This window comes from Burkholderia sp. AU27893, from assembly GCF_002223205.1.
In the GTDB taxonomy this organism is placed as follows: Bacteria; Pseudomonadota; Gammaproteobacteria; order Burkholderiales; family Burkholderiaceae; genus Burkholderia.
Window position 1 is genome coordinate 927,772 of record NZ_NKFD01000005.1, and the last position, 16,492, is coordinate 944,263.

The 16,492-nt window shown below is 71.8% G+C and carries 2 protein-coding genes; both read right to left on the reverse strand.

The window, feature by feature from the left end:
- Positions 1-45 precede the first annotated feature (45 nt).
- A complete protein-coding gene (locus tag CFB47_RS42100) occupies positions 46-3,663 on the reverse strand; it encodes a hypothetical protein (protein WP_218829437.1) in 3,618 nt (1,205 codons plus the stop codon).
- Positions 3,664-3,742: 79 nt separating this feature from the next.
- Positions 3,743-16,465 carry an autotransporter-associated beta strand repeat-containing protein gene (locus CFB47_RS36430; protein ID WP_089464145.1) on the reverse strand — a complete coding sequence of 4,241 codons (12,723 nt, stop codon included), beginning with the start codon at positions 16,463-16,465 and terminating at the stop codon, positions 3,743-3,745.
- Positions 16,466-16,492 lie beyond the last annotated feature (27 nt).

The following is a 16,492-nucleotide window of genomic DNA, read 5'->3' on the forward strand; positions in this document are numbered from 1 at the left end:
GTAGCGGCCGCCCAATCCATGCGGCGGCCGCGGAAGCGACGTTGCCTACTTCTTGACCACCGGAACGGTGAGCGAACTGACGAGCGCCGTCACCGGTGCCAGCAGACCGCCACCCGTCACAGCGCCGCCCCCTTGCCCGGAATTGCCGTTCAGCGAGACAGCCAGTGCCGGGACTACGCCGGCCACCGAGCCGACTGCCGAACCGACAGAATGCACCGCCGCGTCGACGATCGTCGCGCCGCCGGAGACGAGCGTGCCGACTGCATTGGTCGCACCTCCGACTGCACCCGCTGCCGTGCCGCCGTTGAGTGCGACACTCAGTGCCGGCAACGTGCCGGCGATCGCGCCGGTCGTACCGGTTACGGTGTTCGCCAGCGTGCCCGCGACGCCGGTCGTCACCGTCGCGAGGGATCCGGCTGCACCGCTTGCGCCGTTGAGGACGCCGGTTCCGGAACCGATGACGCCGCCGACGCCGCTCGTTGCAGGTCCGATCAGCGACGTGACGGCCGATGCGATCGGCGTGATCGCCGCCGTGCCGCTGCCGGCGATTCCGGTTACCGCGCCCGACGCCGCACCGATTGCGCCGTTGGCCGCACCGATCGGCAGCGATCCGCCGAGGGTGCCGAGGGTGCCGACGATGCTGGTGATCGGCGTGATCAGCGCGCCACCATTGCCCGCGACACCGGTGACCGCGTTGACGACTCCCGTGCCGGTGTTGGCGACCGTGCCCACGACGCCGCCCAGGCCGCCAATCGCACCACCGCTTCCGCCAACGCCACCCAGTGCCCCCGTCAACGTGCCGACTGCTCCGGTTGCCGTGTTGGCTACCGTGCCGACGACGCCACCCAGGCCACCCGTCGCACCGCCAGTCCCGCCGATGCCACCCAAGGTGCCCGTTACGGTACCGATCGCGCCGGTCGCCGTATTGGCTACCGTGCCAACGACACCGCCCAGACCACCCGTTGCGCCACCCGCCCCGCCGATGCCACCCAAGGTGCCCGTTACGGTACCGATCGCGCCGGTCGCCGCATTGGCTACCGTGCCAACGACGCCGCCCAGGCCGCCTACCGCACCACCACTGCCGCCAACGCCACCCAGGGCACCCGTCAACGTGCCGATCGCGCCGGTTGCCGTGTTGGCTACCGTGCCAATGACGCCACCCAGACCACCCGTTGCGCCACCCGTCCCCCCGATGCCGCCCAAGGCCCCGGTTACCGTACCGACCACACCGCCGAGGCCACCGGCCGCCCCCCCTGTGCCGCCGACACCGCCCAGCGCACCCGTCAACGTGCCGACCGCACCGGTTGCCGTGTTGGCTACCGTGCCAACGACACCACCCAGACCACCCGTTGCTCCACCAGTCCCTCCGATGCCGCCCAAGGCGCCCGTCACCGTGCCAACCACACCGCCGAGGCCACCAGTCGATCCACCGCTGCCGCCAACACCGCCCAGCGCACCCGTCAACGTGCCGACCGCACCGGTCGCCGTATTGGCTACGGTGCCAATGACGCCACCCAGACCACCCGTTGCGCCACCCGTCCCCCCGATGCCGCCCAAGGCCCCGGTTACCGTACCGACCACACCGCCGAGGCCACCGGCCGCCCCCCCTGTGCCGCCGACACCATTCAGTGCACCGGTGACCGCGCCAACCGCACCAGTTGCCGCATTGGCTACCGTGCCAACGACACCACCCAGGCCGCCTGTCGCGCCACCCGCCCCGCCGATGCCGCCCAAAGCACCCGTCACCGTGCCAACCACACCGCCGAGGCCACCAGTCGGATCACCGCCGCCCACGCCACCCAGCGCACCGGTGACCGTGCCAACCGCACCGGTTGCCGTATTGGCTACGGTGCCAATGACGCTACCCAGACCACCTGTTGCGCCGCCCGTCCCGCCAATGCCACCCAAAGCTCCCGTCACCGTGCCAACCACGTCACCGAGACCACCAGTCGAACCGCCGCTGCCACCCACGCCACCCAGCGCACCCGTCAACGTGCCGACTGCACCAGTTGCCGTATTGGCTACCGTGCCAACGACACCACCCAGGCCGCCCGTTGCACCACCGGTCCCGCCGATACCGCCCAACGCGCCAGTCACCGTACCGACCACACCGCCCAGACCACCCGTTGCGCCACCAGTCCCGCCAATGCCGCCCAAGGCTCCCGTCACCGTGCCGACCACACCGCCGAGGCCGCCGGTCGATCCACCGCTGCCGCCGACGCCACCCAGCGCACCCGTCAACGTGCCGACTGCACCGGTTGCCGCATTGGCTACCGTCCCAACGACACCGCCCAGACCACCCGTTGCGCCACCAGTCCCGCCAATGCCGCCCAAGGCTCCAGTCACCGTGCCGACTGCGCCGGTTGCCGCGTTAGCTACCGTGCCAACCACGCCACCGAGGCCACCAGTCGAACCACCGCTTCCACCCACGCCACCCAACGCGCCAGTGACCGTGCCAACCGCACCAGTCGCCGCGTTGGCTACCGTGCCAACGACACCACCCAGGCCACCCATTGCACCACCGGTCCCGCCAATACCACCCAAAGCTCCCGTCACCGTGCCGACCACACCGCCGAGCCCACCAGTCGGATCGCCGCTGCCGCCAACGCCACCCAACGCTCCTGTCACCGTGCCAACCACGCCGCCGAGACCACCAGTCGATCCACCGCTTCCACCCACGCCACCCAACGCGCCAGTGACCGTGCCAACCGCACCGGTTGCCGCGTTGGCTACCGTGCCAACGACCCCGCCCAGACCACCCGTCGCACCACCCGACCCGCCGACGCCGCCCAACGCGCCCGTCACCGTGCCAACCACGCCGCCGAGACCACCAGTCGAACCACCGCTTCCACCCACGCCACCCAGTGCGCCAGTGACCGTGCCAACCGCACCGGTTGCCGCGTTGGCTACCGTGCCAACGACGCCACCCAAGCCCCCCGTTGCACCACCAGCCCCGCCGATGCCACCCAAGGCTCCCGTCACCGTACCAACCACACCGCCAAGACCGCCCGTCGAACCACCACTGCCGCCCACGCCACCCAGCACACCGGTGACCGTACCGAGCACACCCCCGATGCCGCCCGTAGCGCCACCGCCACCGCCACCAATCCCGCCGAGTGCCCCCGTCAGAGAACCGGCCACGCCCGCGACCGGCGCGAGCAATCCGTCACCCAGATTGATGGCCGCACTCCCCGCCGCCGACCCTGCCGCCCCGATCGCGATACCGCCGGCATTCGTCGGGCTGCCAACCGAGACGATCGCGCCCCCCCAACCCGCGACGGTGCCGACGAGCCCCCCGGCCGCCGACGAACCGCCTCCGACGATCACGCCATCGGCATTACCCAGGCTTCCCGGCACGGACGTCACGACCACCGCCTCCGACGCGCTGGCGGCCACGCTGAACAAAGCCGCGACCGACAAGGCGATGCCTGTCAATTTCACGTTCATTTTCGTTTTCATGAAGACCCTCATTTCGGTTGAACAACCGCGGAACAGCTCGAACGACGACGCCTGGACCTGCCGCCCGAAGGTGGCGCGAATCGTTTGCGGATCGCCCGATACGACACGTGTTGAAACGGGTTTGAACAGGCCGGTGCAGCGGAATGGCAAACATCGCGACAAACACTTCATGCCAATTGATATGCACCACGAAACATCGGTCATGCGAATCGAACCACCAACCATGAAACCATCGATCCACCATCGGCCGCTCACGACAACGACATCGCGAGCGGCCTCCCCCTTAAAACTTCCACAGCAGATTGCCGTACAGCGCGTGGTCGCTGAAGCTTCCACCGATCTGGCCGCTATACGACAACCCCAGCGACAGGTTCTTCGTGACGGCCGCATCGACCCCGACCTCGAGCACCGCGGCATCGCGCGCGACCGGCACGCCGACCACGCTGAACGGTGAACCGCCGCTCGCGAACGCCAGCGTCGAACCCGGCTGCGTATTGCCGAACGCATGCCGCCAGCCGACGGTCCCGAACGCGGTGACCTTGCCCTTCGTCGTGACCGCGACATCGGTCGAGGCCCGTACGCCGAGCGTCGAGAAGCCGAGGCCGGTCGTGCTGGAATCGCCCTGCAGGGCAGCCGCGCCACCGTTCTCCCTGAAGCTGCCGGTATGCAGGCTCGCATACGCGAGTCCGACGAACGGTTCGAGTGCGACGTTGCGGATGGCGGTCGAGTAACCGATCTCGGTGAACACCTGCGTCGCGTTCGCGTCGTAGCTGGCGGTGTCGTGGTCGGAGAAACCGCCGAACGACGGATTGCGCTCGCTATGCACGCGGTACCACGACTGCGCGAGGCCGCCGCGCACGTTCCACGCGTCGTACCGGCCGCTGGCGTACAGCGCGATCGTCTCGCCGTTCACCTTCGCCGACTGGTTCTGGTCGGCATTGAGCACGGTGCGCGACGCGCCGCCCGCGATACCGACGCGCCAGTGGCTGCTGACCTCCGCATCCGTGCCGACGACGAAGCCATACAGGTTGCGATCGACCGACGCGACGCCGTCGCCGTCGAACCGGCTATGCGAGCCGTACAGCCGGCCCCACACCGCCGGCTTGAACGACTTGGCCGGTGTACAGCCGTTCTCCGACGCCAGACGCCGGTCGAGCGACGCCGCGTGATCGTCCGCCGACACCGGCGCCTCGCAGCCGCACAATGCGCCGCCGGGCTGCGAGCCGAGACGCGCGCGATCGAGCACCGCGTCGCGCACGTAGCGGCTGTCGGACAGCAGCACGCTTCTCGTGCTCGGATGCAGATCGCCGTCAAGCTGCGCGAACGCGCGGTTGGCAGTCGGCGCATCCGACGTCAGCACGGTGTCGAACAGCGGATTGCCGGCGCCGAGCGTGCCGATCGCACCGGCCACCGACTGTCCGTCCGGCGTCGTCGCCACCGATGAGAACGGCGTGCCGTTCGGTGTCAGCGACATCAGCACCTGCGCCGGGTTGTACGTGAGCGTCGGCGTGAGGAACGCATACGTCGAGTTCACCGCGCTGAACTGCCCTTGCACGCCCGCGCCCGCGTTCACGATGGTGTAGAGCTTGCCCGGCTGGTACTGCCCGGTCGCCGCGACGACCTGCACCGACCCGCCGTTGAGCGTCGTGGTGCCGGTGACGTCGAGGCCGCCGCTCTGCTGCGGCGTGGCGCCGACCTGCAGCGTCGAACCGGGCTGGAACGTCGCATTGCCCGCCACCTTCAGCGGCTGCCCGAGCTGCATGACCGACGCGGTCCCGCCGCCCGACACGACGAGGCCGCCGATCGTGCCGGTCCCGGTGACGGTCGCGCCGTTGCCGACGGTCACCGGCGAGCTGGCCAGCGAACCGGTGACAGCGAGCGTGCCGCCGGCCACGGTCGTCGGCCCGGACAACGTGTTCGTGCCGCTCAGCAGCTGGGCGCCCGTGCCGGCCAGCGTCAGCGGCCCGGTGCCCGACAGCGTGCCCGCGAACGTGCTGGTGCCCGCGGTGTTGACCGTCAGCGGCGTATTGCCGAGGTTCACGTTCGAGCCCGTCGCGCCCGACAGCGTGCCGATCGACTGCGGCGCAGCCGAGCCCGCCAGGTTCAGCGTCGCGCCGCTGCCCGCGAGGATCATCGGGCTGGTCGGCGCAAGGGTGCCGGCCCCGGTGAGCGCCAGCGTGCTGCCGCTGCCGATCGTCGTGCCGCCCGTGTAAGTATTGGCGCCGCTCAGCGTCTGCGTGCCGCCGCCCTGCACCGCGAAGCCGCCGGTGCCCGCGATCGTGCCGCCGAAGGCGCCGCCTGCCGGGCCGGCCACCGTGAGCGTGTTGCCGCCGAGATTCACGGTCGAACCCGCCGTGCCCGACAAGGCACTCGTCGTCTGCGGGCTGCTCGCGTGAGCCACGTCGAGCGTCGCGCCGGTGCCGGCCAGCGTCACCGCGCTGCCGGACGACAGCCCGCCGCTGCCGCCGACCGCCAGCGTGCTGCCGCTGCCGATCGTCGTGCCGCCCGTGTAGGTGCTGGCACCGGTGAGCGTCGTCGTCGACGGGCCGCTGACCGCCAGGTTGCCGCCGCCCGAAATCGGCCCGCTCAAGCCGAGGTTGTTGGCGCCGCCGACCGTCAGCGTCGACCCCGTGCCGAGATTCACCGCGTTGCCGAGCGTCGTGTCGGCCACACTAGTGCCGAGCGTGGCGCCGTTGCCGCCGACGCTCAGCGAGCCGCTGCCGAGTGCCGTCGGCGTGCCGGCGACCAGCGTGCCGCCGCCCGTGACGCTCGTGCCGCCGGTGTAGGTGTTGGCACCCGACAGCGTCGTCGTCGCCGGGCCCGTGACCGACAGAGTGCCGTTACCCGAAATCGCGCCGGTCAGGCCGAGGCTGTTCGGGCCGCTTACCGTCAGCGTGGAACCCGTCCCGAGGTTCACCGCATTGGCCAGGGTCGTGCCCGGCGTGCCGGCTGCCAGCGTGCCGCCTGCGCCGCCGGTGTTCAACGCGCCGGTCCCGAGCGCCGTATTGCTGCCCGCGACCAGCGTGCCGCCACCGGTCAGGTTCGTGCCGCCCGAATACGTGTTCGAACCGGTGAGCGTCTCGGTGCCCGTGCCGCCCAGCGTCAGGCTGCCGCCCGTGCCGGCGATCGTGCCGCCGTACGTGCCGCTGCCCGACCCGCCGAGCGTCAGGTTGTTGCCGCCGAGGTTCACGGTCGAACCGGCCACGCCCGACAGCGCGCTCGTCGTTTGCGGCGTCGTCGCGCCGCTAACGTCGAAGGTTGCGCCCGCACCGGTCAGGCTCAGCGGACTGCTCGCCGACAGGCTGCCGCCTGCGCCGATCGCCAGCGTGCCGCTGTTGATCGTCGTCGCACCGGTGTACGTGTTGCTGCCCGTCAGCGTTTCCGTCCCCGTGCCGGCCATCGTCAACCCGCCCGTCCCGCCGACCGTCCCACCGAACGTGCCGCTGCCCGACCCGCCGAGCGTCAGCGTATTGCCGCCGAGGTTCACCGCCGACCCGGCGACGCCCGACAACGCGCCCGTCGACTGCGGCGTCGTGGCCGCGCTCAGATCGAGCGTCGCGCCCGTGCCGGACAGATCGACTGCGCTGCCCGACGACAGGCTGCCGCCCGCGCCCACCGCCAGCGTGCTGCCGTTGCCGATCGTCGTGTTGCCCGTGTAGGTGCTCGTACCGGAGAGCGTCGTCGTCGACGGTCCGGTCACGGCCAGGTTGCCGCTACCCGAGATCGCGCCGCCCAGACCCAGATTGTTCGCACCGCCAACCGTCAGCGTCGAACCCGTGCCGAGATTGAGCGCGTTCGTCAGTGTCGTGCCTGCGACGCTCGTGCCGAGCGTGCCGCCCGCGCCGCTCGTGTTCAGCGCCCCCGTGCCGAGCGCCGAACCGTTGCCGGCGAGCAGCGTGCCGCCGCCGGTCAGGTTCGTGCCGCCCGAATACGTGTTGTTGCCCGTCAGCGTCTCGGTGCCCGTGCCGCCCAGCGTCAGGCTGCCGCCGTTGCCGGCGATCGTGCCGCCATACGTGCCGCTACCCGTGCCGCCGAGCGTCAGCGCATTGCCGCCGAGGTTCACCGTCGAACCCGCTACGCCCGACAACGCGCCCGTCGACTGCGGTGCCGTAGCCGCGCTCAGGTCCAGCGTGGCCCCCGCCCCCGCCAGATCGACCGCGCTGCCAGACGACAGGCTGCCGCCCGCGCCCACGGCCAGCGTGCTGCCGTTGCCGATCGTCGTGCCGCCCGTGTACGAGCTCGCGCCGGTGAGCGTCGTCGTCGACGGGCCGGTCACGGCGAGATTGCCGCTACCCGAGATCGCGCCGCCGAGGCCCAGGTTGTTCGCCCCACCGACCGTCAGCGTCGAACCCGCACCGAGATTCACCGCGTTGCCGAGCGTCGTGCCGGCCACGCTGGTGCCGAGCGTGCCGCCCGCGCCGCTCGTGTTCAGCGCCCCCGTGCCGAGTGCCGAACCGCTGCCGGCGATCAGCGTGCCGCCACCGGTCAGGTTCGTGCCGCCCGAATACGTGTTGTTGCCCGTCAGCGTTTCGGTGCCCGTGCCGCCGAGCGTCAGGCTGCCGCCGTTGCCGGCGATCGTGCCGCTGTAAGTGCCGCTGCCCGACCCGCCGAGCGTCAGGTTGTTGGCACCGAGGTTCACCGTCGAACCCGCCACGCCCGACAACGTGCCGGTCGTTTGCGGCGTGGTCGCGCCGCTCAGGTCGAAGGTTGCGCCCGCACCCGTCAGGCTCACCGGCGTCGTCGCCGACAGGCTGCCGCCCGCGCCGATCGCCAGCGTGCCGCTGTTGATCGTCGTCGCGCCGGTATAGGTGTTGGCCCCCGTCAGCGTTTCGGTGCCCGTGCCGGTCATCGTCACGCCGCCGGTGCCCGCGATGTTGCCCGCATAGGTGCCGCTGCCCGTGCCGCCGAGCGTCAGGTCATTGGCGCCGAGGTTCACCGTCGAACCCGCCACGCCCGAGATCGCGCCAGTCGCTTGCGGCGACGTGGCGCCGCTCAGGTCGAGCGTCGCGCCGGACGTCGTCAGGCTGACCGGGCTGCTCGACGACAGGCTGCCGTTACCGCTGATCGCCAGCGTGCCGCTGTTGATCGTCGTCGCCCCCGTGTACGTGTTGCTGCCCGTCAGCGTTTCGGTGCCGGTGCCCGACAGCGTCAGTCCACCCGTGCCGCCGATCACACCCGCATACGTGCCGCTGCCCGACCCGCCGAGCGTCAGCGTATTGCCGCCGAGGTTCACGTTCGTGCCCGTTCCGCCGGACAGCGCGCCCGTCGTCTGCGGCGAGGTTGCCGCGCTCAGGTCCAGCGTCGCCCCGGTGCCCGACAGGTCGATCGCGCTGCCCGACGACAGGTTGCCGCCCGCGCCCACCGCCAGCGTGCTGCCGCCGCCGATCGTCGTGCCGCCCGTGTAGGTGTTCGCACCGGACAGCGTCGTCGTCGACGGGCCCGTGACCGCCAGGTTGCCGCTGCCCGAGATCGCACCGCCCAGGTCGAGACCGTTCGCGCCGCCGACCGTCAGCGTCGAACCCGCGCCCAGGTTCACCGTGTTGCCCAGCGTCGTGCCGGGCGTGCTCGCCGTCAGCGTGCCGCCCGCGCCGCTCGTGTTCAGCGCGCCCGTGCCGAGTGCCGTATTGCTGCCCGCGACCAGCGTGCCGCCGCCGGTCAGGCTCGTGCCGCCCGTGTACGTGTTGTTGCCCTTCAGCGTCTCGGTGCCGCTGCCCGACAGCGTCAGGCTGCCGCCCGCGCCGGTGATCGCGCCGCCGTACGTGCCGTTGCCGGTGCCGCCCAGCGTCAGGTTGTTGCCGCCGAGGTTCACCGTCGAACCGGCCACGCCCGACAGCGTGCCGGTCGTCTGCGGAGTCGTCGCGCCGCTCACGTCGAACGTGGCGCCCGCACCAGTCAGGTTGACCGGGCTGCTCGCCGACAGGCTGCCGCCCGCGCCGATCGCCAGCGTGCTGCCGCCGCCGATCGTCGTTGCGCCCGTGTACGTGTTGTTGCCGGTCAGCGTTTCGGTGCCCGTGCCCGACAGCGTCAGCCCGCCCGTGCCGCCCACGGTGCCGCCGAACGTGCCGTTGCCCGAACCGTTCAGCGTCAGCGTGTTGCCGCCGAGGTTCACCGTCGTGCCCGATACGCCCGACAGCGTGCCCGTCGTCTGCGGCGTCGTGGCCGCGCTGACGTCGAGCGTCGCCCCCGTGCCCGACAGGTTGACCGCGCTGCCCCCCGACAGGCTGCCGCCCGCGCCCACCGCGAGCGTGCTGCCGCTGCCGATCGTCGTGTTGCCCGTGTACGTGCCGGTACCGGTGAGCGTCGTCGTTGCCGGGCCGGTCACCGACAGGTTGCCGCTGCCGGCAATCGCGCCGCCGAGGCCGAGATTGTTCGCACCGCCAACCGTCAGCGTCGAGCCCGTGCCGAGATTGATCGCGTTGGTGATCGTCGTGCCGGCCACGCTCGTGCCGAGCGTGCCGCCCGCGCCGCTCGTGTTCAATGCGCCCGTGCCGAGCGCCGAGCTGCTGCCCGCGAGCAGCGTGCCGCCGCCGGTCAGGTTCGTGCCGCCCGAATACGTGTTGTTGCCCGTCAGCGTCTCGGTGCCGCTGCCCGACAGCGTCAGGCTGCCGCCCGCACCGGCGATCGTGCCGCCGTACGTGCCGTTGCCCGTGCCGCCCAGCGTCAGGTTGTTGCCGCCGAGGTTCACCGTCGAACCGGCCACGCCCGACAGCGTGCCCGTCGTCTGCGGCGTGGTCGCGCCGCTCACGTCGAACGTGGCGCCCGCACCGGCCAGGTTGACCGGGCTGCTCGCCGACAGGCTGCCGCCCGCACCGATGGCCAGCGTGCCGCTGTTGATCGTCGTCGCACCGGTGTACGTGTTGGTGCCGGTCAACGTTTCGGTGCCCGAACCGGACATCGTCAGCCCGCCGGACCCGCCGATCGTGCCGGCATAGTTGCCGTTGCCGGCACCGGCGAGCGTCAGCGTATTGCCGCCGAGATTGACGTTCGTGCCGGCGACGCCCGACAGCATCCCGCTCGTCTGCGGCGAGGTCGCCGCGCTCAGGTCCAGCGTCGCGCCCGAGCCGGAGAGGTTGAGCGCGCTGCCCGCGGACAGGCCGCCGCCCGCGCCCACCGCCAGCGTGCTGCCGCCGCCGATCGTCGTGTTGCCCGTGTACGTGTTCGAACCCGTGAGCGTCGTCGTTGACGGGCCGCTCACCGACAGGCCACCGCTGCCGGAAATCGCGCCGCCGAGGCCAAGATCGTTCGCACCGCCAACCGTCAGCGTCGAACCCGCGCCGAGATTCACCGTGTTGCCCAGCGTCGTGCCCGCCACGTTCGTGCCGAGCGAGCCACCCGCACCCGAGACGTTCAACGCACCGGTACCCAGTGCGCTGCCGTTGCCGGCAATGAGCCCGCCGCCGCTCAGCGTCGTGCCGCCCGTGTACGTGTTCGGGCCCGTCAGCGTCGTCGTGCCCGAGCCGGTTTGCGCGAGGCTGCCGTCGCCGGCAATCGTGCCGCTCAGGCCGAGGTTGTTCGCGCCGTTCAGGCCGAGCGTCGCGCCCGCGCCGAGATTCACCGCGTTGCCGAGCGTCGTGCCGCTCACGCTGGCGTTCAGCGTGCCGTTGCCGTTCACGTTCAGCGCGCCGGTGCCGAGCGCCGTATTGCTGCCCACGCTCAGCCCGCCGCTGTTCAGCGTCGTGCCGCCGCTGTAGGTGTTCGAGCCGCCGAGCGTGGTCGTGCCCGTGCCCGACTGCGCCACGCCGCCCGCACCGGAAATGATGCCGCTGAGGCCGAAGTCGTTGATACCGCCGAGGTTCAGGGTCGAACCGCCGCCGAGGTCGAACCCGTTGGCGAGCAGGATGTTGGCCGTGCTCGCGTTGAGCGCGCCGCCGGTGCCGCTCACGTGGACCGTGCCCGTGCCGAGCGCCGTGCTGCTGCCGACGGACAAACCGCCACCGCTCAGCGTCGTGCCGCCCGTATAGGTGTTGGCGCCCGTGAGCGTCGTCGTCCCGCTGCCGGTTTGCGCGAGACTGCCGCCGCCGGAGATAAGCCCGCCGAGGCTCAGGTCGGCCGCACCGTTCAGGCCCAGCGTCGCGCCTGCGCCGAGATTCACCGCATTGCCGAGCACGATGCCGGGGACGTTCGCCGCCAGCGAGCCGCCCGCACCGGCGAGGTTCAGCGCGCCGGTGCCGAGCGCCGTGTTGCTGCCTGCGATCAGCGTGCCGCCGCCGGTCAGGTTCGTCCCGCCTGAATAGGTGTTGTTGCCTGTCAGCGTCTCCGCGCCCGTGCCGCCCAGCGTCAGGCTGCCGCCCGCGCCGGCGATCGTGCCGCCGAACGTCGCGTTGCCCGAGCCGCCGAGCGTCAACCCGTTGCCGCCGAGGTTCACCGTCGAACCGGCCACGCCCGACAGCGCGCCTGTCACCTGCGGCAACGTCGCGCCGCTGAGGTCGAACGTCGCGCCCGCGCCGGCCAGATTCACCGCGCCTCCTGCGGACAGGCTGCCGCCCGCGCCGATCGCCAGCGTGCCGCTGTTGATCGTCGTCGCGCCGGTGTAGGTATTGATACCCGTCAGCGTCTCGGTGCCGGTGCCGGACAGCGCCAGCCCGCCCGTGCCGCCGATCGTGCCGCCGAAGGTATGGTTGCCCGCGCCGCCCAGCGTCAACGTGTTGCCGCCGAGGTTCACCGCCGAGCCGGCCACGCCGGCCAGCCCGCCCGTCGCCTGCGGCGACGTGGCCGCGTTCAGGTCGAGCGTCGCGCCCGCGCCGGCCAGGTCGAACAGACTGGCCGCCGACAGGCCGCCGCCCGCGCCCACCGCGAGCGTGCTGCCATTGCCGATCGTCGTGTTGCCGGTGTACGAGCCGAGCCCCGTGAGCGTCGTCGTCGCCGGGCCGTTCACCGACAGGTTGCCGCCGCCGGAGATCGCGCCGCCCAGCCCGAGATTGTTCGGACCGCCAACGGTCAGCGTCGCGCCCGTGCCGAGATTCACTGCGTTGCCGAGCACGGTGCCGCCGACGCTCGTGCCGAGCGTGCCGCCCGCGCCCGCCACGTTCAGCGCCCCCGTGCCGAGCGCCGCGCCGTTGCCGGCGATCAGCCCGCCGCCGCTCAGCGTCGTGCCGCCCGAGAACGTGTTCGCACCGAGCAGCGTCGTCGTGCCGCTGCCGGTTTGCGCGATCCCGCCGTTGCCGGCAATCACGCCGCCCAGGCTCAGATCCGCCGAGCCGTTCAGGCCGAGCGTCGCGCCCGCGCCGAGATTCACCGCATTGCCGAGCAAAGTGCCGGCGACGTTCGTCGCCAGCGTGCCGCCCGCGCCTGTCACGTTCAGCGCACCCGTACCCAGCGCCGCGCCGTTGCCCGCGATGAGCCCGCCGGCGCTCAGCGTCGTGCCGCCCGAGAACGTGTTCGTGCCGGTGAGCGTCGTCGTGCCCGTGCCGGTTTGCGCAAGGCTGCCGTTCCCGGCGATCGTGCCGCCCAGGCCCAGGTCGGTCGCGCCGTTCAGCCCCAGCGTGACGCCGGTGCCGAGATTGACTGCATTGCCGAGCGTCACGCCCGGCACGCTCGCGCCAAGCGACGCCGAGCCGTTGACGTCGAGGGCGCCCAGGCCGAGCGCCGTGGCGCTGCCGACCACCAGGCTGCCGCCGGTCAGCGCCGTGCCGCCCGTGAACGTGTTGTTGCCCGTCAGTGCTTGCGAGCCGGTACCCGACAGCGTCAGCCCGCCCGCGCCGCCGATGTTGCCGGCGAAGACGCCGCTGCCGCTGCCGGCCAGCGTCAGGTGGTTCGCCCCGAGGTCGATCGCCGAACCCGCGACGCCCGACAGCGTGCCGATCGACTGCGGCGTGGTCGCACCCGCCACGCTGAAGTGCGCGCCCGCGCCGGTCAGGTTGACCGGGCTCGACGCGGCAAGGCTGCCGCCCGCGCCGATTGCCAGCGTGCCGCTGCCGATCGTGGTGCCGCCGGTGAACGTCTCGGCCGCGGTCAGCGTCGTCGTGCCCGGGCCGCTGACGTTGAGGCCGCCGGTGCCCGAAATGATCCCGCCCAGCCCGAGGTCGTTCACGCCGCCCACCGTCAGTGCGGCGCCCGCGCCGAGCTGGATTGCATTGCCCAGCACCGTGCCGCCGACCGTCGCGCCGAGCGAGCCGCCCGCACCCGTCACGTTCAGCGCGCCCGTCCCCAGCGCGCCGCCATTGCCGGCGAGGAGCCCGCCGCCGCTCAGCGTCGTACCGCCCGAGAACGTATTGGCACCGAGCAGCGTCGTCGTTCCGCTGCCGGTTTGCGCGATCCCGCCGTTGCCGGCGATCACGCCGCTCAGGCCGAGATCGTTCGCGCCGCTCAGCGCCAGCGTCGCACCCGCGCCGAGGTTCACCGCGTTGCCCAATACCGTGCCGTTCACGCTCGCGCCGAGCGCACCGCCCGCGCCCGCGACATTCAGCGCACCGGTGCCGAGCGCCGCGTTGTTGCCGGCGAGCAGCGTGCCGGCGCTCAGCGTCGTGCCGCCGCCGAAGGTATTCGCGCCGGACAGCGTCGTCTTCCCCGACCCGCTCAGTACGAGCCCGCCGGTGCCGTTGATCGTGCCGTTCAGGCCGAGGTCGTGCGCGCCGTTCAGCGTCAGCGACGCTCCGTTCAGGTTGATCGTGTTCGCGAGTGCCGCGCCGGCGGCCAGGTCCGCGCTCAGCGAGCCGCCGAGGCCGCTCACGTTCAGCGCGCCGCCGATGCCGAGCGCCGTGTTGCCTTCGACGATCAGGCTGCCGCCGCCCGTCAGGCTCGCGCCGCCGGTGAACGTGTTCGCGCCGGACAGCGTCGTGGCGCCCGCGCCGCCGAGCGCCAGGCCACCGGCACCGGCGATCGTGCCGCTCAGGCCCAGGTCGGCCGCGCCGTTCAGGCCGAGTGTCGCGCCCGCGCCGAGGTTCACCGCATTGCCGAGCACCGTGCCGCTCGCGTTGGTCGCGAGCGAACCACCCGTGCCGGTCACGTTCAGCGCCCCCGTGCCGAGCGCCGCGCCGTTGCCGGCGACGAGCCCGCCCGCGCCGAGCGTCGTGCCGCCCGAGAACGTGTTCGTGCCGAGCAGCGTCGTCGTGCCCGCGCCGGTTTGCGCGAGACTGCCGCTGCCGCCGATCGTGCCGCCGAGGCTCAGGTCGGCCGCGCCGTTCAGGCCGAGCGTCGCGCCCGCGCCGAGATTCACCGCATTGCCGAGCAGCGTGCCGCTCGCGTTGGTCGCGAGCGAACCGCCCGCGCCGGTCACGTTCAGCGCCCCCGTGCCCAATGCCGCGCCGTTGCCGGCGACGAGACCGCCCCCGCCCAGCGTCGTGCCGCCGGTAAACGTGTTCGCGCCGAGCAGCGTCGTCGTGCCCGCGCCGGTTTGCGCGAGACTGCCGCCACCACCGATCACGCCGCCGAGGCTCAGGTTGGCCCCGCCGTTCAGGCCGAGCGCCGCGCCGGCGTCGAGGTTCACCGCGTTGCCCAGCAGCGTGCCGCCGACGCTCGTGCCGAGCGAGCCGCCCGCGCCGCTCACATGCAGCGCGCCGGTGCCGAGCGCAGCACCGTTGCCCGCGATCAGCCCGCCGCCGCTCAGCGTCGTGCCGCCCCCAAACGTGTTGAGGCCAAGCAGCGTCGTGGTGCCCGAGCCGGTTTGCGCGAGGCTGCCGCTGCCGCCGATCGCGCCGCCCAGGCCGAGGTTGGCGGAACCGTTCAGGCCCAGCGTGACGCCGGTATCCAGATTCACCGCATTGCCGAGCACCGTGCCGCCGACGCTCGTGCCGAGCGTGCCGCCCGCGCCCGTCACGTTCAGCGTGCCGGTGCCGAGCGCCGTGCCGGTGCCGACGACGATCCCGCCGCCGCCCGTCAGATTCGTTCCGCCGGTGAATGAATTGGCGCCGTTCAGCGTCAGCGTGCCGGTCCCGCTCGCGTTCAGCGCACCGCCGCCGCTCAGCGCCCCCGACAGCGCGAGGCCCGTTGCGCCGTCGACCGTCAACGCCGTGCCGAGCGCCACGTTGTTGAGCAGGTTCACGCCGGCCGCGCCGGCCTCGAGGGTGCCGCCGCCGGCGACGATCGTTCCCGTCCCCAGCCCGCCGCTATTGTTGAGGATCGCGGTGCCGCCGGTCAGCGACGCGTCCGACGCGGTCGATGCGCCGTTGATGTGCCACGTGCCGCCCTGGACGCCGAGATGGGTGAAATTGCCGAACGTATCGACCGCGACGGTGCCGTTCGCCGCGCTGCCGGTGGCCGTGTTCAGCTGCAGGTTGAGCGTGTTGTTGCCGCCGAGGCCCGCATCGACACCGAGGCCGACCGACGATCCGGTCAGCGCATTGAACGTATTCGACGTACCGACGGCCGCGCCGAGCGACACGTTCCCCGTGACGGTTCCCGCATTGGTGAACGTATTGCCGGTGCCGGCCAGTCCGCTCGGGGCCAGCACCACGGAGCCATTGATCGCGCCGCCGCTCGCGTTGGTGAAATTGACCTGCGCGCCCCCCGACGTCGTGACCACCTGCGCGGCCGGGCCTGCGGTGAAGCCGAGAATGCCGGTCGTGCCGATCGTGCCGGCATTCGTGATGTTCGTCGTCCCGCCGATGCCGTTGTAGACGGTCAATGCCGGCCCGTTGCCCAGCAACCCGCTGGTCGAGCCCATCATCACGCCGGTGCTCGCGTTCGTGACGTTGACCGTGCTCGGGGACAGCACATTGCCGACGACCGTGCCGTTCGACACGACGCTCAGGCCGGCCAGGGAGGGGTCGATCGTTCCGTTGTTGGTCAGCGTGACGCCGCTGCCCGTCAGCGACATCGCAGTCCCGCCGAACAACGGCACCACCGAAACGGTCGCGCCCTGGGCGACCGTGACGTTGAGGCCGTTCGTGCCGTTCGCGTAACTCGAGGTCGCGCCGGTACAGGTGACGGTGGGTGTTCCGGTGCAGGCGGCCAATGCTTCTGCGGGAATGACCCCGGCGCCGACCAGCGCGACCAGCATGCCGGTCGGAACGAGGAATTTCGGACGTGCATCCGCGCGCTTTTTATTCGAACCCATGCGCATACGCATAATCACACCTTCCCATAAAGAGAATCG